Source organism: Massilia consociata (genome assembly GCF_042432755.1).
Taxonomy (GTDB): Bacteria; Pseudomonadota; Gammaproteobacteria; order Burkholderiales; family Burkholderiaceae_D; genus Telluria; species Telluria consociata.
Genome location: NZ_JBHLWP010000016.1, coordinates 83893 through 107320, shown reverse-complemented (window position 1 = coordinate 107320; position 23428 = coordinate 83893). Strand labels below are relative to the sequence as shown.

At 66.3% G+C, this 23428-nt stretch carries 18 protein-coding genes and 1 pseudogene; 12 read left to right on the top strand and 7 right to left on the bottom strand.

Features of this window, described 5'->3' with window-relative positions; translation table 11 throughout:
- Nucleotides 1-55 precede the first annotated feature (55 nt).
- Entirely contained in the window at nucleotides 56-3283 is a 3228-nt protein-coding gene (locus ACFFJK_RS17650; RefSeq protein ID WP_379680865.1) for a hypothetical protein, read from the bottom strand.
- A 174-nt stretch (nucleotides 3284-3457) separates the two neighbouring features.
- Between ACFFJK_RS17650 and ACFFJK_RS17645 the strand changes: the two genes are divergently transcribed.
- Nucleotides 3458-4165 (top strand): 2'-5' RNA ligase family protein, encoded by a 708-nt coding sequence (locus tag ACFFJK_RS17645; protein WP_379680863.1) that lies wholly within the window; start codon nucleotides 3458-3460, stop codon nucleotides 4163-4165.
- Nucleotides 4166-4171: 6 nt separating this feature from the next.
- Here the strand turns inward: ACFFJK_RS17645 and htpX are convergent, their stop codons facing one another.
- The 4 genes from htpX to ACFFJK_RS17625 form a co-directional block, all read right to left on the bottom strand.
- Entirely contained in the window at nucleotides 4172-5047 is an 876-nt protein-coding gene (gene htpX, locus ACFFJK_RS17640) for a protease HtpX (RefSeq protein WP_379680861.1), read from the bottom strand.
- Nucleotides 5048-5097: 50 nt separating this feature from the next.
- A complete protein-coding gene (locus ACFFJK_RS17635) occupies nucleotides 5098-6663 on the bottom strand; it encodes a TerC family protein (RefSeq protein ID WP_379680859.1) in 1566 nt (521 codons plus the stop codon).
- 176 nt (nucleotides 6664-6839) lie between these two features.
- A complete protein-coding gene (locus tag ACFFJK_RS17630; RefSeq protein WP_379680858.1) occupies nucleotides 6840-7178 on the bottom strand; it encodes a hypothetical protein in 339 nt (112 codons plus the stop codon).
- 90 nt (nucleotides 7179-7268) lie between these two features.
- Nucleotides 7269-7970 (bottom strand): PhaM family polyhydroxyalkanoate granule multifunctional regulatory protein, encoded by a 702-nt coding sequence (locus ACFFJK_RS17625; RefSeq protein WP_379680857.1) that lies wholly within the window; start codon nucleotides 7968-7970, stop codon nucleotides 7269-7271.
- Between the two features lie 121 nt (nucleotides 7971-8091).
- On the opposite strand from ACFFJK_RS17625, the gene ACFFJK_RS17620 reads away from it, so the two are divergent.
- The 6 genes from ACFFJK_RS17620 to ACFFJK_RS17595 all read left to right on the top strand — a co-directional run bounded on the left by ACFFJK_RS17620 (nucleotide 8092) and on the right by ACFFJK_RS17595 (nucleotide 15729).
- Nucleotides 8092-9204, top strand: a complete 1113-nt coding sequence (locus ACFFJK_RS17620; RefSeq protein WP_379680856.1) for a DUF3108 domain-containing protein — start codon at nucleotides 8092-8094, stop codon at nucleotides 9202-9204.
- 64 nt (nucleotides 9205-9268) lie between these two features.
- Complete coding sequence (locus ACFFJK_RS17615; protein ID WP_379680855.1) at nucleotides 9269-9982, top strand: DUF3108 domain-containing protein; 714 nt, start codon at nucleotides 9269-9271, stop codon at nucleotides 9980-9982.
- Between the two features lie 198 nt (nucleotides 9983-10180).
- Nucleotides 10181-11566: a hypothetical protein gene (locus ACFFJK_RS17610; protein WP_379680854.1), complete on the top strand. Its 1386-nt coding sequence runs from the start codon at nucleotides 10181-10183 to the stop codon at nucleotides 11564-11566.
- Entirely contained in the window at nucleotides 11559-12272 is a 714-nt protein-coding gene (locus ACFFJK_RS17605) for a hypothetical protein (protein ID WP_379680852.1), read from the top strand. The genes ACFFJK_RS17610 and ACFFJK_RS17605 overlap by 8 nt, the downstream gene beginning before the upstream one ends.
- A gap of 8 nt (nucleotides 12273-12280) precedes the next feature.
- Complete coding sequence (locus ACFFJK_RS17600) at nucleotides 12281-15103, top strand: ATP-binding protein (RefSeq protein WP_379680851.1); 2823 nt, start codon at nucleotides 12281-12283, stop codon at nucleotides 15101-15103.
- A gap of 227 nt (nucleotides 15104-15330) precedes the next feature.
- Complete coding sequence (locus ACFFJK_RS17595; protein ID WP_379680850.1) at nucleotides 15331-15729, top strand: hypothetical protein; 399 nt, start codon at nucleotides 15331-15333, stop codon at nucleotides 15727-15729.
- 84 nt (nucleotides 15730-15813) lie between these two features.
- Here the strand turns inward: ACFFJK_RS17595 and ACFFJK_RS17590 are convergent, their stop codons facing one another.
- Entirely contained in the window at nucleotides 15814-16332 is a 519-nt protein-coding gene (locus ACFFJK_RS17590; RefSeq protein WP_379680848.1) for a CcdC protein domain-containing protein, read from the bottom strand.
- Nucleotides 16333-16463: 131 nt separating this feature from the next.
- On the opposite strand from ACFFJK_RS17590, the gene ACFFJK_RS17585 reads away from it, so the two are divergent.
- Nucleotides 16464-16649 (top strand): hypothetical protein, encoded by a 186-nt coding sequence (locus ACFFJK_RS17585; protein WP_379680847.1) that lies wholly within the window; start codon nucleotides 16464-16466, stop codon nucleotides 16647-16649.
- Nucleotides 16650-16666: 17 nt separating this feature from the next.
- Here ACFFJK_RS17585 and ACFFJK_RS17580 read toward each other — a convergent pair whose 3' ends face one another.
- Nucleotides 16667-17674, bottom strand: a complete 1008-nt coding sequence (locus ACFFJK_RS17580; RefSeq protein ID WP_379680846.1) for a sodium-dependent bicarbonate transport family permease — start codon at nucleotides 17672-17674, stop codon at nucleotides 16667-16669.
- Nucleotides 17675-17771: 97 nt separating this feature from the next.
- Here ACFFJK_RS17580 and ACFFJK_RS17575 point away from each other — a divergent pair, with 97 nt between their 5' ends.
- The 4 genes and pseudogenes from ACFFJK_RS17575 (at nucleotide 17772) to ACFFJK_RS22930 (ending at nucleotide 23417) form a co-directional block, all read left to right on the top strand.
- Entirely contained in the window at nucleotides 17772-18662 is an 891-nt protein-coding gene (locus tag ACFFJK_RS17575; protein ID WP_379680845.1) for a LysR family transcriptional regulator, read from the top strand.
- 226 nt (nucleotides 18663-18888) lie between these two features.
- A complete protein-coding gene (locus ACFFJK_RS17570) occupies nucleotides 18889-20961 on the top strand; it encodes a catalase (RefSeq protein WP_379680844.1) in 2073 nt (690 codons plus the stop codon).
- A 506-nt stretch (nucleotides 20962-21467) separates the two neighbouring features.
- A pseudogene (locus tag ACFFJK_RS22935) lies at nucleotides 21468-22583 on the top strand (Cache 3/Cache 2 fusion domain-containing protein); the annotation flags it as partial.
- 147 nt (nucleotides 22584-22730) lie between these two features.
- The gene (locus tag ACFFJK_RS22930; protein WP_446686058.1) at nucleotides 22731-23417 is read left to right on the top strand and encodes a methyl-accepting chemotaxis protein; all 687 of its coding nucleotides are present in this window, start codon (nucleotides 22731-22733) and stop codon (nucleotides 23415-23417) included.
- Nucleotides 23418-23428: the final 11 nt, after the last annotated feature.

The window sequence follows — 23428 nt, the reverse complement described above, 5'->3', positions numbered from 1 at the left end:
CAAAACGTCGTTCCCGCGTAGGCGGGTACCCAATTTGCAGTGCACGACCAGCGCTTTACCGGAACCGCTCCCTTACACCCTCCCACCGCGCCGGCTGCGCCGCCGGCCCGTGCCGGCGCACCAGCTCCGCGCACAGCAGGCCCACGTCGATGCCGCCGTCCTGCCCGCGGGCGGCCTTTGCCGCCTCGCCCACCGCACAGTCGCCGATGTACTGGCCCAGCGCCCGGTAGCTCTCGAACTGCGCCTCGTCGAACCACTGGTCCGCCGTGCTCTCGTGCGGATAGGCCGGGTGCACCTTCCGGTAGTTGAGCAGGTCGGCATTCTCGCGCCCGACGATGGCCGGCTTCACGTACAACAGCGTGCCGTCGACGCCGCCGCGGTCCACCTGGGTGTAGCGCACGGTGCCGACCGCGCAGCTGGCGCCGCACAGGCCATCCTGGCTGCGCTGCGCCAGCTTCGACACGTCCAGGTCGATGCGCACGTGCAGGTCGGTGGCGCAGCGGCGGATGGCGTTGCCGAGGTCCTCGAAAGACAGCGCGCCGTCGCTCGCCACGTCCACCGCGACGATCAGGCGGCAGCGCCGCCGCACCAGCTCGTAGATGCCGAGGTTGTCGAAGTGGCCGCCGTCCGACAGGTAGACGTAGCTGGCATCGGCATTGGTCAGGCCGAACAGTTCGGCGAGCAGGCTGAACAGGCCGACCGGCGGCGAGGACTGCTGCCACGCCGTCTTGCGCGGGTTGGGGCACCAGCGTCCCAGGCGCACGTTGAACATCGTCATCAGGAAGTTCAGCGGCGGCGAGGAGTGCGCCCCCATGTTCGGGCTGGCGGCTGCGCCGGATACCGCGACCGCCATGCCGAGGCGCACACCGGCGTCGTCGTCGGCCCCGGCCGTCGAGCGCGCGCCATACAGGCCGGTGGGGCGGTAGCAGCCGCGCGCCGCGTCGGAACCCGGCGCACCGGCGGCGGCCTGTGCCGGCAGCTCGAAACCGCAATACCTGGGCGTGAACGTGAACGAAGCCGCCTTGCGGGTGCGCCACGCAAGTTCCTGGCCGCCGACCAGGTTGAGCGAGGTGTTGACGATGTGGCAGGGGCGCTGCTGCTTCAGTTTTTCGAGCAGCGGGTCGTCGCCGGGGTCGAAGCCTGTGAACGGATGCGGATTGCGCGCGCGGCTGCTGGCGCCGAAGTAGGCGCGCACCAGCCGGTTCCGGTAAAGCATGTAGAGCGAGAATTTGTTGATGTCGACGCGCCAGCCGAGCAGCAGCGCGCAGGACAGGAAAGCGGCGAACAGCTTCGCGAGCCAGGCGCCGTCGGTCGCGAGCGTGGCGCGGGCATGCGCGCCGTACACGCAGGTGAGGGTGATCGGTTCCGGGCAGGCAAGGCGGGGCGGCGCCACCGTCACCTGCACCAGCGCGCTCAGGAGGGCGAACACGCCGGCCGTGAACACGTAGGGGGCGAGGCGCGCCGCCAGGTCCAGGCGCCAGTCGCCGGTGCGGATGCCGGTGCCGTGTACGCCGGTCTTGCTGCCGCTGCCGGCCTTCAGGCCGAACCAGGTCACCGCCAGCCAGCCGAGCAGGGTGCCGAGGTGCGACCACAGGTTGAGGGTGAGCCAGGCCCAGTGCAGCAAGGGCGCCAGGAAGAAGGCGACACCGAACATCATGATCCAGACGATGGCGAAGATCCAGGCCCAGGCGCCCTGGCGGCTCCACCATTCGCGGCTGGCGTCGCTGTACATGCGGCCCACCAGGCCAATCATGAGGGTCATGGTGCCGGCGAACAGCGCCATCATCAGCGGCATGCCGAAGGTGCTCAAGGCGATCGCGTTGTTCAGCACCGGATGCCTGGCTGGGGCGGGCAGCATCGCCAGCCCGGCCAGCAGCAGCACCGTGCCGAAGGTGATCGCGCCGATGGCCGACAGCAGGTGCGACAAGCCTTCGACCAGTTCGGCGCGCGTCACGTCGACCGGGGCGCGGGTCGGGCGCAGCTGCCACCACTGCGTGGCGCCCAGGCCGACCGCCAGCAGCACCAGGATGGCGGCGAGAATGAACAGGCCGTCGATCACGTAGTCGGCCGTCGAAGGCAGCACGAAGCGCGCCAGCAGCTCGGGCGCGAAGGCGCGCCCGGTGGCGATGAAGGCCGCGATGACGGTCACGGTGGCGGCGCTGCACATCGTGTAGCCGACGCGCCGGTAGGCGCTGGTGCGGTCGTGGGCCAGGTACCAGCCGAGGGCCCAGACCACGAAGTAGATGAAGGCCGGTACCAGCAGCCAGGCTTCGCGGCCTTGCAGCTTTGCCTGCCAGACGCTGAAATCCTCGCCGCCGTGGCGCCACAGGCCGACGCTGCCGAGAAAGCCGGCCAGCAGCAGCGGCAGGTTGATCCACCAGAGCACCGCGCCCTGCGACAAGGGGAAACGGCGCAGGCCGCGCGAGCTGGACGGCTTGCTGGAAATGCTCAGCGCGATGAAGAACACCGCGACGAGGAACAGCACGATGCCGAGCATCCACGCGATATCGGCATAGGCTTCCCACGGCGCGCCGGGGTTGACCAGTCGGTGCACCGCCCACACGGCGGCGCGCGGCAGGAGGAGCAGGGCGCACAGCCAGGCGACCAGCATCGTCAGGTTCAGGCCCGTGTTGCGCACGTAGGTACCGATCAGGGTCCAGGTATCGGCGCTGAACATCCCGCCGCGCGGAGACAGGTAGTTGCTGTACTGGCGCAGGAAGCGTACGGCCGGCGCCTCGCCCTGGCCGGCCGCGGCGCCATCCCCGGGCGCGAGCATGGCTTCGACCTTGGCCACGTCGCCGCCCTGTTCATGGATGCACTTCGATAGCCAGCCGCCGATGAAGCCGCCGCCGGACACCGTCGACAGGTAATCGAGGCGGCGCAGTAGCCCGTGGCCGGCCAGCGCCTGCAGGATGCCGAGCCCGAAGGTCGCGCTGCGCACGCCGCCGCCGGACAGGGCCAGGCCGACCAGCCCGGCCGCGTGGGCGCGCGCCGGCAGGTCGGCGCCGGCTTCGGCGTCGGGGGCGGGGCGCAGCAGGTCGAGTTCGTCGCGGAAGACGTCGCCGAAGGTGAAGCCGCTGACCTCGTCCAGCCGCTGCAGCGTCGTCTCGTCGATGATGCCGCGCCCGGCGACGCCATAGCGCCGCCGGAACTCGACGATCGCTTCGGCCAGTTCGTCGAGCGTGCCCGCGTGCACCGGCGGGCGGCAACCGGCCGCTTCCAGCTTGCGGCGCAGGTCGGCAAGCTGGGCCGTTGACAGGCTTGCTGGATCGAAAGAGGGCACGCGCACTCCGACAGGACAATGGACCGGACCACGACTGTCCGGTCTGCTTGGTCCAGTTCAGCACGCCAGGCAGGCGTGCGCTACCGTTTGCATCAAACGTGTGCGCTTGCGTGTCCGTGGCAAAGCGGCGTGCTGCAAGCCTGCGCGTGCGGAATTTGGAAGAAAATGGCAAGCATGAGCATCCCTACCAGTGCCCCGATCGACCTACAGGCGCATTACGATGCGATGTGGGAGCGCGCCTTCGGCGCTGTTGCCACGGGCGACATCGACTGCGATGCACGCCTCGCGGCCGGGCCCGACCCGCGCCGTGGCCTGACCCTGATTGCACGGCCCGGCGCGGCGCTGGCAGGCCGCTTCGATGCCCTGCTCGACCGGCTCGCCGGCTGCGAGCCACGGCAATACCGGCAACCAGGAGCCGACATGCACGTGACCGTGCTGTCGCTGTTCACGGTCACCGATGACCCGGTAGCCGAACTGGCGCGGGTGGACGAGTATCGTGCCGCCGTGCGCTCGGCACTGGACGGCATCGGGACGTTCGGGATCGACTTTTGCGGCATCACGCTGTCGCGCGGCGCGGTGCTGGCGCGCGGTTTTCCCCGCGGCCCGGCACTGGAAATGCTGCGCGAGCGCCTGCGCGGCGCATTGCGCGCCCGCGGGCTGGACGGCTCGCTCGACCAGCGCTACCGGCTGGTGACCGCCCACGTCACGCTGTTGCGCTTCGTTGCGCCGCTGCGCGAGCCGTCCCGCTTCGCCGCGCTGCTCGAGGCCTTGCGCGACGAGCCGCTCGGCAGCATGCAGGTGGACAGCCTGGAACTGGTCATCAATGACTGGACCATGTCCAGCGGCTCGCTGCAGCGGGTGGAAGCCTGGTCCCTGGCCTGAGTACGCTCAGCGCGCTGCCTGCAGGGCGGCGATGCGGTCTTCGATCGCCGGATGGCTCGAGAACAGCGCCGCCGCGCCCTTGCCGGAAATGCCGAAGGCGGCCATGTTCTTCGGCAGTTCGCCTTCCTCCAGGCCGCCCAGGCGGCGCAGCGCGGCGATCATCGGCTGCGGACGGCCGAGGATTTGCGCGGCGCCGCGGTCGGCGCGGAATTCGCGCTGGCGCGAGAAGTACATCACGATGATGCTGGCCAGGATGCCGAACAGGATTTCGCAGACGATCACGGTCACCATGTAGCCGATGCCCGGGCCGGACTGCTCGGAATCGTTCTTGCGCAGCATCTGGTCGACGAAGTAGCCGACGATGCGGGCCAGGAAGATCACGAAGGTGTTGACCACGCCCTGGATCAGGGTCAGCGTCACCATGTCGCCGTTGGCGATGTGGGCCACTTCATGCGCCAGCACCGCTTCGACTTCTTCCTGCGTCATCGAGGCCAGCAGGCCGGTGGAGACCGCCACCAGAGAACTGTTCTTGGTCGCGCCGGTGGCAAAGGCGTTCGGCGCGCCCTCGTAGATGGCCACTTCGGGCATGCCGATGCCGGCCCGCTGCGCCTGCGCCGCCACCGTGTCGAGCAGCCAGCGTTCGGTCGCGTTGCGCGGCTGGGTGATGACCTGGGCGCTGGTCGACCATTTCGCGATCGGTTTCGACAGGAGCAGCGAGATGAACGAGCCGCCGAAGCCCATCAGGGCGGCGAATACCAGCAGCATGCCGAGGTTGAGTCCGTTTTCGGTGAGGAAACGGTTTACGCCGAGCAGGCTCGCAGTCAGGCTGAGCACCAGCATGACGCCCAGGTTGGTTGCAATAAACAGGATGACGCGTTTCATGGTTTCTCCAATACAAATAAATCAATGCCAGACAAGGTGGACCTGGCGTGTTACAGGTGGGGGGCTTCGGTAATGGGTTCGATGCGACGGATCGCGACCTTCACGATGCGGCGGTCCTCGACGGCGAGGATCTCGAAGCGCAGGCCGTCCAGTTCGAGCGCTTCGCCGGCCGCAGGCAGGGTTTCGAAGCGCGCCAGCAGGAAGCCGGCCAGCGAGGTGTAGTCGGTGGTGTCGGTCACCAGCGCGTCCGTTTCCAGCACCTGCTCGAGCAGGTGCAGGTCGGCCGCGCCGTCGACTTCCCACAGGCCCGGCCCCTGAGGCCGGATCGCCAGCTGCTCGTCCTCGTCGGGGAATTCGCCGGCGATGGCTTCCAGGATGTCGACCGGCGTGAGCAGGCCCTGGACGGTGCCGTACTCGTCGGACACCAGCACCAGCTGGCCGCGCGCACGCTTGAGCGTGTCCATGGCGCGCAGCACGCCGGCCGTCTCCGGCAGGATGATCGGCTTCTTCAGCGGTCCCGCATCGGAGGTGTCGATATCCTGGCGCAGGATCAGGCTGCCGATCAGGTCCTTGGTGCGGCCGATGCCGATCACGTTGTCGATCTCGCCGCGGCACACCGGCAGCTGGTTGTGCGGGGTGGCATGCAACTGCTGCAGGATGTCGCCGGGAGCATGCTCCAGGTTCACCCAGGACATGTCCGACCTCGGCGTCATGATCGAGCGGATCGACCGGTCGGCCAGGGTCAGTACCCCGCTCACCATGTTGCGTTCTTCCACGGCGAACACCTCTTCCTGCTTCGCCTGTTCGCTGTCGGCATCGGCTGCCGGCTCGGTGCGCTTGCGGTTGCCCAGCAGGCGCAACACCGAATCGGCGGTACGCTCGCGGAAGGGCAGGCGGGCCTCGTTCTTGAGGAAGTTGCGGCGCGCGAACTGGTTCAGGGTCTCGATCAGGATCGAGAAGCCGATCGCCGCATACAGGTAGCCCTTCGGGATATGGAAGCCCAGGCCTTCCGCGACCAGGCTCAGTCCGATCATCAGGAGGAAGCTCAGGCACAGCACGACCACGGTCGGGTGGGCATTCACGAAACGCGTCAGGGGCTTGGAGGCCACGATCATGACGCCGATCGAGATGATCACGGCCGCCATCATCACGCCGAGATGGTCCACCATGCCCACCGCCGTGATGACCGCGTCGAGCGAGAACACGGCGTCGAGCACCACGATCTGCGCGACCACGGCGGCGAAGCTGGCATACACCTTCGATTGGGACTGCGTGTGCACCACGCCTTCCAGGCGCTCGTGCAGTTCGACCGTGGCCTTGAACAGGAGGAACAGGCCGCCGACGAGCAGGATCAGGTCCCGCCCGGAGAAACTGAACGATCCCAGCGAGAACAGCGGCGTGGTGAGGGTGACCAGCCACGACATGATCGTCAGCAGGCCGAGCCGCATTGCCATTGCCAGCGACAGGCCGATCAGGCGTGCCTTGTCGCGCTGGTGCGGCGGCAGCTTGTCGGCCAGGATGGCGATGAAAATCAGATTGTCAATTCCCAGAACAATTTCCAGGAGTACTAAGGTCAGCAGACCGACCCATATGGTCGGGTCGAATAGCCATTCCATCTTGAACACCTTTTACATGAATTAAACGTTCGGCCCGCGCTGCGCCATGCCACGGCGGCGCCATGCGCCCGCCAGGTGGCGGTAGGGAATCGAACGCGAATGCCGGTCCCGCCGGTGGTCACACGGAATGTGTGCGGACGGGAAACGGACCAGGCGATGCGCCGGGTTGGCCGGCGTCAGGCGCGTGGCGGTTTGACGGGAGGGGGTGGGGAATGGCAGTGCCGGCGGGCATCGCGGGGCGGGGCGCCGCCACCGGGCAGGCCGGCCAGGCGCGGGGAAGCCTCGTGGTTCACGATATCGTGGAGATCCGGGCTTCCTGGCGGCTCATCGGGGTCGAGATCGCAGAAAGGCGCGCATGAGAGCGTCTTGCCTGGCTTGGCATCGGCAAGGGCGGACGCCGATGGCTCCAGCTGTTCCGTCACGGCCTCGTCCTGCAGCAGCGATGCGGACATCGACAGTGCGAACACGTTCAGGGGGAACAGCAGGATAAGGACAATGACGAGGACTCGTCTCATACGATCTTGGGGGACATGACGCGGTCAGTATAGCATGTCCCTTGCCGGGAATTGATCAGTATCCCGCGGCCGTGGCCGCGGGCCGGTAGCTCAGGCCTTGTCCGCCCTGGTGCGCGGATTGCGCCCGACCCGGCTGCCCGAGGGCGGGCTGGCGGGCGCCGGTTCCGGTGCCCCACCGGACACGTCCAGGGGCGAGCCGCCTGCGGCTTTCGGTTCGGCGGGCGCTTTCGCGGTTGCCCCGTCGGCGCCCTGCTGCGGGGGGATGGCGCTCGCGACCGCTTGGCGGAACTGTTCTTGCAGCAAATTCCACCAAGCGACGGCAGCGGGCATCGCATTGGCGGCAGCTTGCTCGGTCCCTGCGGGTGCCTGCGCGGCCGATGGCGGCGCCGAGGGTGCGGCCGATGGTGCGGCCGCCGGCTGCGCCGGCGGGGGCGGGCTGGCGGCGCCCGGCTGGGCGAAGAATTGCGCGAACGGCGCCGCCAGGGACGGGTCGGTGCCGGCGCGGCCCATGGCCTGCGCCATGCTGTCGCCCATGGCCTTGAGCGTGGCGAGCGTGCCGCGCTGCACCTCCAATGCCTGAATGGTTCCGCGCAGCATGCCGATGTTCAGGTTCAGCCAGGCTTCTACCGCCTTGAGGTCGGCAATCTTCTTGTCCAGCTCGTCGATGGAGAGGCTGGAACCGGTCATGCCCGGCATCGAGACGCCGGGGATGCCCATGCCGCCCCAAAGGTTCTTGACGAATTCCAGCGTGTCGGTCATTCCTGCAGCGTTCGGCATGGGCGGCTTGAGCATGGTTTTCTCCTGTGGTGGACACCCTAGCGTAGCAGATAAATAACAAGGCTTCAAAGCAGCGCGGCAAAGTCCGATGCGCCCGGCTGCAGCACTGGCCTCGCCGTCAGGCTACACTAGCGGCATGAGTAGCGCTTCGTTTTTCCGGCAATGGCGCCGTCCGCTGGTGCTGGGCACGCTTGTCGTCCTGTTGCACTGGCTGGTGCTGGGCTGGATCATGTCCGGCATGTCCGGCACGCAGGATTCGGCATTGCCCGGGCGCGACGGCGACGCGCTGGTGAGCCTGGCCGAACTGCTGCCGGCCTCCCGCAGCGAAGCACCGGCTCCCGTACCGCCGCCCGAGCCGCGGCTGCCGCAGCCTCCCTTGCCCGACTTTGCACCGTTGCCCCCGAACGTGGTGGTGATCGAGGATGTGGCGGGCGAGCCCGTGCAGCCGGGCCCGCCCGCGGACACGCCAAGCGTGGCTGCCGAACCCGCGCCCCGGGTTGCCGCGGCCGAGCCGGTACCCCTGCCTGTCCCGGCGCCGGAGGACGAGCCGGCGCCCGCGCCCGAGATCCGGCGCTACAAGGTCGACGTGCCGCCGCCGGCCGACATCCGGCTCGACGTCGCCCGCCAGGACGCCGACGGCACCCAGTGGAGCGGCGAGGCGCTATTGTCATGGAAGATGGACGGGGCGGCCTACCGCGTGCGCATCGAAGCCGGCATCCGGGTCGTGTTCGCGCGTGTGAACCTGGTCGTGCTCACCAGCGAGGGCACGGTCGGCAACACCGGCTTCATGCCGGTCAGGATGACCGAGAAGCGCCGCGGACGGGCGCTGACGGCCACGCACTTCGACTGGCCGGCCAACGCGCTCACGTTTTCCAGTTCGCAGGCCAGGCATGGCTTGATGCCGGGGGCGCAGGACAAGGCCACGGTGCCGCTGCAGCTGGCCGCCATTGCGCGCGGCGATCCGGCCCAGCTCGCGGGCGACATCGACATCTTCGTCGGCGAAGAGCGCGACGGCAGCGTGTACACCTTCAAGGTGATGGGGCAGGAAGAGATCGACACCGCCCTCGGCCGCCTGGCGACCGTGCGCCTGGCGCGCCCGCCCAAGCCCGGCTCGTACAAGACGCGGCTGGACATCTGGCTGTCCCCGAGCCACGGCTGGATGCCGGTGCAGATCCGCAGCACCGAAGCCAGTGGCGCCGTGACGACCCAAACGGTGAATAATATCGCCTTGACCCAACCAGGATTTTGATATGCAACGCTTTACGCTTCGCTCCACATTCCGATCGCCCTTTCCCCAAGCCGCTTGCGCCCTGGTGCTGGCCTTGACGCTGGGGCAGGCCGCCGCGCAGGACGCGCGTACGACCGTCAAGCGCCCGTTCGACCTGCCGCCGTCGGCCGACCTGCGCTACGAACTGCAGGCGCGCCACCGTGGCTTCGGGCTGAAGGGCGAAGCGACCGTGACCTGGCGCGCCGGCGACGGCAAGTACGCCGTGAACGCGGTGTCGAAAGTGCCGCTGCTGGGCACGCTCACCGAGGACCGCAGCAGCGGCACGGTGGACACCCATGGACTGGCGCCGGCTGAGTTCCATGAGAAACGCCTGCGCAAGGACCCCACCAAAACCACCTTCAACCGCGACACGAAAACCCTGGGCTTCAGCGAAAGCAGGCAGACGTACCCGCTCAAGGGGGGCGAGCAGGACCGCGCCTCGGTCACCTGGCAACTGGTGGCGGTGGCGCGCGCGGCGGGCGACAAGTTCAAGCCGGGCTCCGTGTGGCACTTCTTCGTAGCCGGCCGGCGCGATGCGGAAACCTGGGTGTTCAAGGTCGTGCGCCGTGAAAAGGTCCGGACCGGCCTGGGCGAGGTCGAGGCGGTGCTGGTGTCGCGCCAGCCCCCGGCGGACAAGAAAGACCAGGCGGTGGACGTGTGGCTGGCGCCGCAGCACGAGTGGTATCCGGTCAAGCTGCGCTATGTCGACGGCGACAAGGAGCAGGTCGAGCAGACCCTGTCCACTGTCACGAAACGCTGAGTGGATGTCACATTTTTGCCACATTGTCTTCGTTTTGATGCAAGACGATAGTGTGACTTTCCTGCAATAAGCTCCCTTTCTTCGGGTCGCCAGACTGCTAATTGCCCAGCCTAAACTGTTATACTGGCGCCCCCGCGGACCGGCCGCGCCTGCCTGACGGGCGTGCGTTGCCCGCGCACGAAGAACGGTACCCCTACGATGATCGACCACCTCGCCGGCGCAGCGCTCGCCGCAGACTCCTTTTCGACGACCCAGGAAGACGACCCGCTGCAGGCGCACTTCCAGAACGGCGTCGCGCCCGACGAGATCGAGCAGGTCTACCACCTCAAGCGCGCCCAGCCGATGCTGTCGGCCTTCACGGCGCTGTTCCACGGCACCCAGGACGGTGTGCTGGTGCGCCTGCTGGTGCTGCGCGAGCTGGCCAGCGACACCGCCAGCTCGGCGTTCTCGCGCGCGGACATCAACAACAAGCTGGCCTACCTGACCGCGGAAAGCCTGGAGACGGTCTTGAACCGCCTGCGCGGCCACGGCCTGCTGGCCTGGGACGCCCCGGCTGCCGTGTACCGCATCACGCCGCTGGCGCGCAACGTGCTGTCCGCCCTCGACACCCTCATCGCGCTGGCCAAGCCGGAAGAAGACGACGCCGAGATGGGCTTTTTGCTGTCGCAGGTGGCCGGCGCCCAGGCCGTGGGCGGCGTCACCGTGGAGCAGTTGCGCCACCTGCTGGGCCGCCTGGTGGAACTGACCGAGGAATTCCGCGACGCCATCGCCTCCGGCTCCGAATTCCGCCTTCGCACCTCGCAGGCGAAGTGGCACATGGCCTGCGACTGGGTCGAGAAGGGCTCCGTGATCCTGCGCGCCATCACCCAGGACCCGCAGGCCGATTCGGCCACCCACAAGGCGGCGCAGGCGATCGGCCGCGCCCAGAGCGCGCTGCTGAACATGCAGGGCATGTTCTCGCGCGCCCTGAACCAGATCGAGCGCCAGCGCGTGCACCTGGGCCAGTCGGGCCTGTCGACCACCGACGTGAAGCGCTGGCTGCTGGCCCACGACGACCTGGCCAGCCTGGCCGAGGGCGCGATCGACCGCCCGGTGGTGCCGCTGTTCGGCACGCCGGCCGAGATGATCGACGTGGCCGAGACCGAGCTGCTGCTCGAGCGCGTCACGTCGACCGGCCCGAAAGGACTGCCGTCCGGCCAGGATGCGCCGCTGACGGTCAACGACAACCCGGCGATGCAGGCGGAACTGAACGACTGGATCAACAAGCTGGCCGACTTCGCCAACCTCGGCAACTTCCCCGAGTTTTCGGAGAGCGGCCCGAAGAAGGTGGCGCTGCACGAGTCGCTGCTGCCGGCCAGCTTCGCGGTGGCGTCCTACCGTGCTTCGCTGCTGCCGCTGCTGGGCGACGCGGCCGAGGCCAGCCTGCAGGGCGCGACCGCCGACCTGGCGCGCCTGCCCGTGAAGTTCGAGCCGACCGACGCCATGATCCAGCTCGACGACCCCGAGGTGGCGGCCATGTCGATCGCCACCCTCTCATTGAATCTCGATTTAGACAGTCCAGAAAGCGGTACTCAAGATGAATGACGACGCACAAATCCTGATCGCGCGCCTGCTGACGCACCAGACCCTGCGCCGCGACGACAAGATGGTCAAGCGCGCGCTGTCGGACGAGCAGTTCCGCCAGGAGGTCGACAAGCGCCTGTTCGAGGCCGGCCTGAAGCTGCTCGACAACGTCTATGCAGACCATGTGACGATCGCCCTGCACCGCAACGTCGAGCCGAAGATCTTCGGCGCCAAGGACATCTGGCAGAACAACAACTTCGGCCTGACCCGCGACGGCGTGGCCCTGCTGGTGGTGCTGTGGGCGCAGATCATCCTGCCCAAGCGCGAGCGCCAGGAAACCCACGTCACGGTCGACGACGACCAGACCGACATGTTCGACAAGGACGCGCCGATCCCGCGCGCCGAAGACACCTCGATCGGCATCTCGTACACCGCGCTGCTGTCGGACTTCGGCGACAAGCTGGGCAAGAAGACCCGCATGGACATGAACCTGGGCGTGCTGTCCAAGCTCGGCTTCATCGAGCGCCGCGGCGATGTGATCCTGGAAGGCCCGCTGCTGGACCTGATGATGGACACCGACCTGCTGAAGGAACGCATCATCAACGGCGCGCTGGCCGAAGTGTTCAAGCGCGCGCCGCTGGCTGCGGCCCCGCGCAAGATCGATGCCGCCAATGACGCGGTCGCGGAAGTCGTCCCGGACGCCGCCGACGAAGAAACCCCCACCTGAGGTAGCCCATGTTCCACATCAAATCACTCGAACTGGTCCACTGGGATTACTGGCAGCGGATCAAGAACATCCCGCTCGACGCCAAGATCATCACGATCGCCGGCCAGAACGGCTCCGGCAAGACCACGCTGCTCGACGCGCTGCGCACCCTGTTCGGCCTGGACTGCTCGATGGGCCGCACTTATAAACACTATGCGCGCCATTCGGGCCAGCAGAGCGCCTGGATCCGCGCCGTGGTCGACAACAAGCCGGTCGGTCGCCAGCTGTCGAACCGTCCGTTCCGCCATTCCGGCTTCTTCGCCGACGACGAAGTGACGCTGTTTTGCCAGGTGCAGAAGAACGGCGGCGACTGGAAGCGCCAGTACCTGATGCGTCCGGGGAACGTCGAGATCGAGGAAGTGACCGAAGCGACCGACTGGCTCGGCGTGGAAAACTACCGCAAGCGCCTGGCTTCGGCGGGCCTGTCGCCGGCCATGTCCAAGGTGCTGGCACTGGAGCAGGGCGAGACGGACAAGTTGTGCGAATACGCGCCGCGCCAGCTGCTCGACCTGGTGTTCCAGGTCTTCGGCGACAAGGAAGTGCTGGACGCCTACGACGAAGCCAAGCGCCACCAGCGCGACACCGAGACGGAACTGAAGCGCTTCGAGGCCGAACTCGAAACCTCGCGCATCAACCTGGAAGGCCTGCGCCTGCGCGTGGCGAACTACCACCAGTGGGAAGACCTGCACAAGGAAAAGAAGGCGCTGCAGGAAGAGGTGCTGCCGGCGCTCGAATACATTGAAGCGCGCGAAAAGGCCGCCGCCATCAGCCGCAACCTGAAAGAGGCGAGGAAGCCCCTGCTTGCCGCCGACTCGATCCTGGCCGAGAAGCGCCAGCAGTTGGCCGCCCAGCAGCGCGCGCTGACCGAAGCGCAGAAGCTGGAGACCCAGCTGGAGCAGGAAGCCACCGAGCTTTCCGGTCGCCTGAGCCAGGTCAACCAGAAACTCAAGCCGCTGGAAAGCCTGCTGGAGCAGAAGGAGCGCCTGCAGAAGCTGTCGGCGGATGCCGGCGCCGACCTGGCCGAAGTCGCCAACCAGCTCAACGAAAAAGAAGCCGAGCTGGCCAAGCAGAAGGCGGCGCGCGACAACGTCGCCACGAAGATTGCCGCCGAGATGGCGACCATCTCGGCCCTGCAGGGAAAGAGCGCGATGCCGGAACCGGAAGCCCAGCGCCAGATGCGCCGCGCGCTGCGCGACGAGGGCATCGCCCACGCCATGCTGTCGGACATCGTCGAAGTGACGGACCCGAAGTGGCAGGGCGCGGTCGAGGGTGTGCTCGGCGGTTACGCGTCGGTCGTGCTGCTGGAAAAAGCCAAGGATGCGCCGGCGGCCTACCGCCTGGCCGAGAAGGAGCGCTATCGCCACTTCATCGTGCCGGACTGCGTCGAGGCGCCGGTGGTGAGGGACGACAGCCTGTTGTCGGTGGTGCGCTTCTCCGGCAAGGCGCCGGGCTGGCTGATCGACCAGCTGGAACGCATCGAGCGCGTGGACTCGGTCGACGCCGGTTTCAAATCGGATTGCGACGAGTGGATCACCCCGGACGCCTACCACCGCGAACGCCGCGGCGGCCGCTCGCTGTACGTCGAACCGTCGCGCTACCGCTTCGGTTCGGCCGGCAAGACCCAGCGCCTGGAAGCGATCCAGAAGCTGCTCCCGAGCCTGGAAGCGCAGGAAGACGCGCTGACGCTCTCGATCAGCAAACTCGCCGCCGAGGTTGGAGCATTAAAGGGCCGCATCGCCGGCGTGGACGCCGCCAAGGAACTGTCGGCACGCCAGGCCGAGTTCGAGGAAGCGACCCGCGCGCTGGCGCCGCTCAAGGCCGAACGCCTGGAAGTCGGCGCGCGCCTGGGCGAGCTCTCGATGCTCACCAAGAACGCGACCGTGGCGCGTACCCGCGCCGACACCGTGTGGCAGAACGCGCGCATGGCGCTGTCCGAAGCGGAAGCCGGCATGCGCCTGAACAACCGCCGCACCATCGAGCAGCGCACGGAGCACGCCAAGGCGCTGCTGGGGCTGCGCCGCGGCTGGCGCAACGTGCCGAAGAACTGGAAAAACGCCGGCTGGCGCGGCGCCATCGTGGCCAAGCACCAGAACGCGCACCAGGTCAACCTGCGCCTGTCGACGCTCGAACACTCCCTGGCGCGCGACGACTGGGAACAGGACGGCACCGTGATCGACCAGTACGCGCGCCTGAACGACCAGCTGTCGGGGCGCCAGAACGAGACCGAAGAGCGCCGTTACCAGAACAACCGCGCGATCGAGGCCACCGCCAATGCGCGCGGGGCCTACATCGAGCGCCTGCGCTACACGATCAAGACCTACTCCAAGAACATCAAGGAGCTGGGCGAACTGGCCGGCATCGACGTGCAGGCCGACCCGGTGCGCCTGGAGAACGACGACGTGCAACTGGCCCAGGCCGGCCTGCATGTGCGCTTCAAGTTCGACGGCAAGGACCAGATCGGCATGAACGACGGCGAAGCCTCGGGCGGCCAGCAGGTAATGAAGTCGCTGGTGCTCCTGATCGGCCTGCTCAAGTCGGAAGAAGGCTCGGGCGGCTTCGTGTTCATCGACGAACCGTTCGCCCACCTGGATATCCGCAACATCCAGCTGGTCGGCGAGTTCCTGAAGAACACCGACGCCCAGTACCTGATGACGACGCCGCTGACGCACAACACCGACGTGTACGACCCGTCCGAGCTGACTCTCATCACCAGCAAGAAGAAGAAGGATGTGCAGTGGGCGCAGCCGATCTTCGTGCTGCAGAGGCGCAAGGACGAGGCGAAGGCCGCGTAAGAACAAGGGGCTCGGCCCCTTGTTCATCGTTCCCTCGCGTGGGTGACAATGTGTGATGCTTGCGCCACGGCCGTGCTGTTATCCTGTGAAAGTCAAACAGGGAGGCAAGGATAATGAAACGTTTTGGCTGGCCGGCTGCGGTCATGTTTTCCATGATGGCCGGGCTGTCGGCCTGCGGCGGGGGCGGCAGCGATGCGCCTCCGGTCCAGGTAACACCTCCGGCGTAGGTGGCGACGCTGCAAAGCGTGAAGGTCGTCAATCTCGGCAGCCAGGTGGAGCCGGGCAGCGAGGTGACGGAGATCACGCCCACCCGCTTCGTCCATTCCTCGAAGGTCGGCGGCCTGCCACACCAGCAGGTCGACGTCGCGATCGACGCTGCCGATTTCAAGCGCCTGGCGGCGCTGGTCGAATCGGCCGACCTGATCCGCACGCTGGGAGTCGATACCGGCGTCCATGGGCTATGCCGGCACCTGGGCTACGAGATCACGATCGTCAGGAACAACGTTCCTTACAATTTCTCCATCCCTGGGGGACAGACCTGCATAGGATCGAATGCGGCGTTCAAAGAACTGATGGGCTTGTATGTGGATCTGAAGAGCAAGTACGCGCCGGTGACGCCGCTGTGACGCAAGAAAGGGCCGGTGGGCCCTTTTCTTCAAGTGAACCCGAGACCCCGGGCCGCCATGGCCGCGGAGCGTCACCGACCCGGCTCAATCGACATCGACCGCCTTGCGCAGCTTGCGGCGCCACTGCAGCAGCCCCGCCGAGAACCACCCGAAGTAGCCCGCCGTCAGCCCCACGCACAGCATGGTGAGCGGCTCGTCCGTCAGTCGCGGCGCCGGGATTCCCTTGCCCTGGTTCGCATAGATTTCCACCCCGATGTACAGGAGGCGCGCCACCAGGATCATCGCCATCAGGATGCCCAGGCGCGCCGGCGGCGTGAAGTAGTAACCCTGCTGCGTATCCTCGAAGCGCGTCCGCTTCAGGCCATACACGCTCCAGCCGATGCCGAGTGCGGCCCCGGCAGCCAGCGCGCCCAGGTTGAAGGGGGTGTCCAGCAGCTGCGCCGCCGGCACCAGGATCATCCCGCCGAACACCAGCACCCCGGTGTAGTGGCGCGAGACGATCGAGCGCTGGCGCACCATGCGGCTCTTGATGCGGTTGTAGACGCGCCAGACGAGCAGCGGCGCAAGGACGAGCAGGGCGAGGGTGGTGATCGAGATATCCATGTTGCGATGAGGTTGTTCAGGCCGTCATTGTAATGGACGGGCGCCGGCCCGCACGCGTGGCGGCGGCGAACGGCGGCTTCGAGGCCGTCATGGTAAGGTGCCTACTCCGCTTTTTCGAGGAGATTCCAGCCATGAATGCCGTGTTGTCCGCTGATTTTCCCATCGAGGCGCACCGCGCTCCCGACCCGGCACCCATCGAGGAGCCGTCGCCCGAGCCGTTCGACACGCCCTATCCGCACCACCAGCCCGGCCATCCGCACCTGCCACAGAACGATGACGAGCCGGTGCCCGACCCCAAGCCCAGCCTGTTCGCCTAGCCGGGGGCGGAGCACCCTCATCCCAGCACGGTGGTGGCAAGCCAGGTGTAGGCGGGAATGCCGAGCAGGATGTTCAGGGGGAAGGTCACCCCGAGCGACATGCTGAAATACACCGACGGATTCGCCTCGGGAATCGAGTAGCGCAGCGCGGCCGGCACGGCGATGTACGAGGCGCTGCCCGCCAGGACCATCAACAGGGCCGCGTTGCCCGCCGACAGGCCGAGCAGGGCGGACATGCCCAGGGCGAGGCCCGCATGGACGACCGGCGCCCCTGCAGCGTAGGCCAGCAGCCAGCGCGACTGGCCGCGCAGCTTGCCCAGGTTGCGTGCGGTCATCAAGCCCATGTCGAGCAGGAAGAACGCCAGCATGCCCTTGAACAGGTCGACCGAGAAGGGGGCCATGGCCGCTTTCCCCGCCTCGCCCGTCAGCAGGCCGACCAGCATGGCGCCGAGCAGCAGCAACTGGGTGCCGTCGGTGAACGACTCGTGCAGGATCTTCCCCAACCCGACGCGCGGCCCCGGGACGCTCCCGAGCACGGCGGTGCCATTCACGAAAGCCAGGGCGACCGGCGCCGTGCCGGTCTGCCGCAGCGAGTTCGCCAGCACCACCGCGATGATGATCGCAGGCGATTCCATCAAGGCCATGGCGGCGGCCATGTGCCCCCCGTAGGCAACCTGCTGCACATCCAGGTATTGCGTCGCCGTGATGAAGGTCACGGCGCTGACCGAGCCGTAGGTCGCGGCGACCGCCGCCGCGTCGAAGCCGGACACGAAGCGTTTCAGCAGCTGGTAGGCCGCCAGCGGGATCACGATCGCCAGCAGCACGGCGCAACCCAGGCTGGCGGCGATTTCCGCGGTCATGCCGGATTGCGCCAGCGCAAAGCCGCCTTTCAGGCCCAGCGCCATCAGGAGGTACAGCGACAGGAAGCGGGAGATCGGCTGGGGAATCTCGAGGTTCGACTTCACGCAGCCGGCAAGAATGCCGAAGGCAAAAAACAGGATGGCAGGATCGAGGAAGTTGTGCATGTTCTCGTCTTCAACTCAACAAAAGGTCCTGCATCCTAAGCGCTGTCGAGGATAAAGGAAAATCGATTATTATGATGAGTAGAATAGAGAAAAATCGATGAATGCCACCTTCCGCCAGTTGCGCCTGTTTCTCGCCTTTGCCGAACACCTGAGCGTGACGGCCGCCGCCCGCGCCTGTCACGTCACCCAGCCCACCGCCTCCATGCAGTTGCGGGAACTGGCCGACGGCGTCGGCATGCCCTTGTACGAGCAGGTCGGCAAGCGGCTGTACCTCACGGCGGCGGGCGAAGCCCTGGCGCGCACGGCGCGCGCCATGCTCGACGAATGGACGGCATTCGAGCAGCACGTCGACGGGATCAAGGGCATGACCCGGGGCCGCCTGCGCCTGTCGGTGGTCAGCACCGCGAAATACTTCGTCCCGCGCCTGCTTGGGAGCTTCTGCGCTGCCTATCCGGACATCGACATCGCGCTCGAAGTGCTCAACCGCGACGGCGTGGTGCGGCGCCTGCGCGACAACCTGGACGACCTCTACATCATGTCGATGCCGCCGGGCGACCTGGAGCTCGAGCGCCACGCCTTCCTGTCCAACCCGCTCGACGTCATCGCCTCGGCATCGCATCCATTGATCGGGCGCGACCGCATCGCCCTCGCCGAGCTGGCGCCGCTGCGCTTCATCCTGCGCGAAAAGGGGTCCGGTACCCGGCTCGCCTGCGACAACCATTTCAGGGCGCTGGGCTTCCGGCCCGACGTGCGCATGGAGCTGGGCAGCAACGAGGCGATCAAGCAGGCGGTGGCAGCCAGCCTCGGCCTCGGGGTCATTTCACGCCATGCGCTCGAGGACAGGCCGGCCGACGAGGGACTGGCCGTGCTCCAGGTGGAGGGCTTTCCCGTGCAATCGAACTGGTGGACCCTGTACCGGAAAGGAAAGAAGCTGTCGCCGGTGGCCACCGCTTTCCTGCATCATCTCGAACAGGCTGGGCAGCGGTAACGCACCAGCGGCGGGGCGGTCAGGACATCGGTCAGCGTGCGCCCGTCGCGCGACGCGGTCAATACGCTTGCGTCGCACCGTTCGATTCCTGAGAGAACATGCGCCGAAATGGCGGACGCCTGTCCCAACTATGTGCCTTGGCGTACAGATACACCCCCCGACATGCCCGACCATGTAAGCTTGACCATGATAAAGGGATCAAGCCATGACAAACGCGAGCTCGAATATGCCACAAGCATCCGCCACCGAAGCGGAACGTGGACGCGGAGGCGAACTGCACCAGCAGGCCGGCGGCGACCATCCGCCGCTGACCACCAACCAGGGCGTGCCGATCGCCGACAACCAGAATTCCCTGAGACCGGCAGGCATGCGCGGCCCCACCTTGTTGGAAGACTTCGTTTTCCGCGAAAAAATGATGCATTTCGATCATGAGCGGATACCGGAACGGATCGTGCATGCCCGCGGTGCAGGTGCCCATGGCTACTTCGAGCTCACGCATTCGCTGGCCGACTACACCACGGCGCGCGTGCTCACCGAGGTGGGCGTGCGCACCCCGGTCTTCACCCGCCTGTCCACGGTGGTCGGCGGCAGGGGATCGATCGACACACCGCGCGACGTGCGCGGCTTCGCGGTGAAGTTTTATACGGTGGAAGGCAACTGGGACCTGGTGGGCAACAACATTCCGGTGTTCTTCATCCAGGACGCCATGAAGTTCCCCGACCTGGTCCACTCCGTGAAAATGGAGCCGGATCGCGGCTTCCCGCAGGCGACCGCCGCCCACGACACCTTCTGGGATTTTATTTCGCTCACGCCCGAGTCGATGCACATGATCATGTGGGCAATGTCCGACCGGACGATTCCGCGCTCGCTGCGGATGATCGAAGGCTTCGGCGTGCACAGCTTCCGGTTGGTCAACGACAAGGGTGAATCCACCTTCGTCAAGTTCCATTGGCGGCCCAAGCTGGGCATGCAGTCCCACATCTGGGACGAGGCCGTCAAAGTGGCCGGCGCCGACCAGGATTACCACCGCCGCGACCTGTGGGAGGCCATCGAGGCCGGCAATTATCCGGAATGGGAGCTGGCGGTCCAGCTGTTCACGCAGGAGCAGGCGGACGGCTTCCCGTTCGATCACCTCGACGCCACCAAGCTCATCCCCGAAGAACTGGTGCCGCTGACCGTGGTCGGGCGCATGGTGCTCGACCGGAATCCGGATAATTTCTTTGCCGAGACCGAGCAGGTGGCCTACTGCCCGGCCAACGTCGTGCCCGGCATTGACTTCAGCAACGATCCGCTGCTGCAGGGGCGCCTGTTCTCCTACCTGGACACGCAAATCCTGCGCCACAATTCGCCCAACTTCCACCAGTTGCCGATCAATGCGCCGAAGTGCCCGTTCGCCAACCACCAGCGCGACGGCCACATGCAGATGCACGTGCCCAAGGGCCGGGTCAGCTACGAACCGAGTACGCTGGATACATCCTCGCCGCGCGAAGATCCGGTACGGGGCTTCCGCAGCCACGCCACGCCGGCAGACCAGGGCAACAAGGGCCGGGTGCGTCCGGAGAGCTTTGCCGACCATTACAGCCAGGCGCGCCAGTTCTACATCAGCCAGACCGACATCGAGCAGGCGCACCTGGCCTCGGCGCTGGTGTTCGAACTGTCCAAGGTGGACCACATCCACATTCGCGAAGCCATGGTCGGCCACCTGCGCCACATCGACGCATCGCTGGCCCAGCGGGTCGCCGACGGCCTGGGGATGACGGAACTGCCGCCGGCACCGCCGACCGCGGCACCGGTGCGCGACCTGCCGCCTTCGCCGGCCCTGCAGCTCATCGGCAACATGAAAGGCACGCCGCAAGGGCGCAGCATCGGCATCCTGTATGCCGACGGGTCCGATGCGGCCACCATCAAGGCGCTGTGCGAAGCGGCCAGCGCCGTCGGCGCCAAGGTCAAGCTGGTGGCGCCCAAGGTGGGCGGTGCCAGATTGAGCGACGGCAGCTGGCAGGCGGCGGGAGGCCAGCTGGCCGGCACCCCGTCCGTGCTGTTCGATGCGGTGGCGCTGGTGCTGTCCGAGGAGGGATGCGCCAAGTTGGCGGGCGAGTCCGCGGCGATCGAATTCGTGCATAACGCCTTCGGCCACCTGAAGGCGATCGCCCACGACGACGGCGCGGCCGAACTGTTGCGGATCGCGGGCGTGAAACCCGACGCCGGGATCATGGCCGCTTCCGATGCGCACAAGTTCGTCTCGGAAGCCGGCAAGCGGCTGTGGGAACGCGAGGCATCGGTGCGCATGCTGCCCTGAGCGGGAAGCCCCCCAAGGGGGAGCTCCGGCAGGCGTGCGCCGGTTGAATGACAACGCAGCCCGTGGGCTGCGTTGTCACATCGGAGCCGGTGGCGCGTTCGAACATTCTCGGCTGCAGGCCCGGTTCAGCGGCCGCGGCCCGGCACGGCCATGACTACCTTGTTTCACCTGACTGCAGCCGGGTTCGCCTGCTCGGCAGCGTTCGTGCAGTCCAGCTTCCTGGACAGCGGCGGGATCGAGCTTGGACAGATGTAATGCACGACAACCCTTCGCCATTTCCTCGGTCGTTTGCCCGCCTTCATCCCACCTGATGGTCATGTAGTCAAATTTCCGTTGCAGTGAGGCAACAAGGTCACATGGTGCTCTACATAAATTTCACACGTGATCGCTGATTGATGTAGTCTTATGTAAGATTATTCCTACATGGCAATACCGTGACTCACAACAAGTACTCTCCTGCTAACTGGACCGTTGGGACAAAGATCAGCGCCATTACCTTTGTGCTGATGGGAACTATTATTGCCGCGCTCGTGGGGATCATTACCGCCATCACGTCGGCGAAGCTGCAAGAGCGTGCTGCTCACAATGTCGCCAATGAACTGGCTAGTGTCGCCAACACCGTCGAGATGTTTAACAAGAGCGTCAGCAGCTCCGCGAAGAGCTTTGGTCGTATCTTCCGAAATGCTTTGCCGGGCGATTTCGAGCTCGACACGAGCACCACCGTGGACATCGGCGGCACACCGACGCCGACGCTCAAGCTCGACGGCGAGGTGTTGAACCTGGACTTTTCCGTACCCGACCGTTTTACCGCACAGACCGCCGGTACCGCTACCATTTTTGCCATCGACGGCGACGACTTCGTGCGGGTGACGACCTCGGTCAAGAAGGAGAATGGGGAACGCGCCGTCGGCACGAAACTCGACCGGAGTAGCCCGGCCTATGCGGTATTGCGCCAGGGCGGCACCTAGATCGGGCTCGTGAACTTGTTTGGCAAGCAGTACATCACCCAGTACGAGCCCGTCCACGACGCTGCAGGAAAAACGGTAGCCGTCCTGTATGTGGGCGTGGACATTAGCGAAGACATGAACTTGCTGAAGGACCGGATCCGCGCGATCAAGGTCGGCGATACCGGTTACTTCTACGTGCTGAATGCGGCGCCTGGAAAGCACTATGGCGAACTGATTGTGCACCCGGCCAGGGAAGGTGCGAACATTCTCGACAGCAAGGACGCTAATGGCCATACGTACATCAAGGACATGCTCGAGAAGAAGAACGGCAGCGTCAGCTACGCGTGGCAGAACCCTGGCGAGAAGCTGTCGCGCGAAAAATTCGTCGCCTACATCCATATCAAGGACTGGAACTGGGTAGTCGCCGGCGGTACCTATCACGACGAGATCACCGCCGCTGCCACCGAGCTGCGCAATCGTTCGGTCGGCTTCGGCCTGCTCGCGTTGGCCGTCCTTGCAGCCGCTCTCTACGCCATAGTACGCGCAAGTGTATCGCGCCCGCTGGCTGAGGTGCGCAATATCGCCATGCGCATCGCCGAAGGCGACTTGAGCGCTCGCATGTCGAGCGCTCGTCGCGACGAGATCGGCTTACTGACCGACGCCATCAATACCATCGGTGCGAGTCTGTCGCAGGTGGTTGGCAAGGTGCGCGAAGGGGCGGAGCAGATCGCCAACGCCTCGCAGGAGATTTCATCGGGTAACCTGGATTTGTGCCAGCGCACAGAGGAACAGGCGGCTAGCCTGGCTACCACGGCGGCGTCCATGGACCAGTTGACTGCCACTGTACGCCAGAACAGCGACAACGCCCGCCAGGCCAACCAGCTGGCCGAAAGCGCGTCGGATGTGGCCCAGCGCGGTGGCGGCACCGTCGCGCAGGTCATCGAGCGGATGGAGGCGATCAACCAATCCTCCCGCAAGATTTCGGAAATCACCACTGTCATCGACAGCATTGCATTCCAGACCAACATCCTGGCGCTCAACGCTGCCGTGGAAGCAGCACGCGCGGGGGAACAAGGGCGCGGTTTTGCGGTGGTCGCAAGCGAGGTACGCAACCTGGCCCAGCGCAGCGCGGCCGCGGCGAGGGAGATCAAGGTCCTGATCGAGGCTTCGAACGGCGCGGTCGATGCCGGCAGCAAGCTCGTGGCCGAGGCCGGCGTAACGATGAAAGAGGTACTGGCCAGTGTCGCGCGAGTGACCGACATCATGTCCGAGATCTCCGCGGCAAGCCGCGAACAGACCGACGGCCTCGAGCACATCAACCGCGCGGTAGGCGACATGGATGAAACCACCCAGCAGAACGCCACCCTGGTCGAACAAGCCAGTGCTGCCGCTCAGGCCATGCAGGACCAGGCGGCGGAACTGGCACGTGCCGTCCGCCTGTTTCGCATTGGCGATGACGCAGTGGCGCTTGCGGAGCCGAATCGTCGTCGGGCCTTGGCTCTCAACTAACCGTTAGTGGG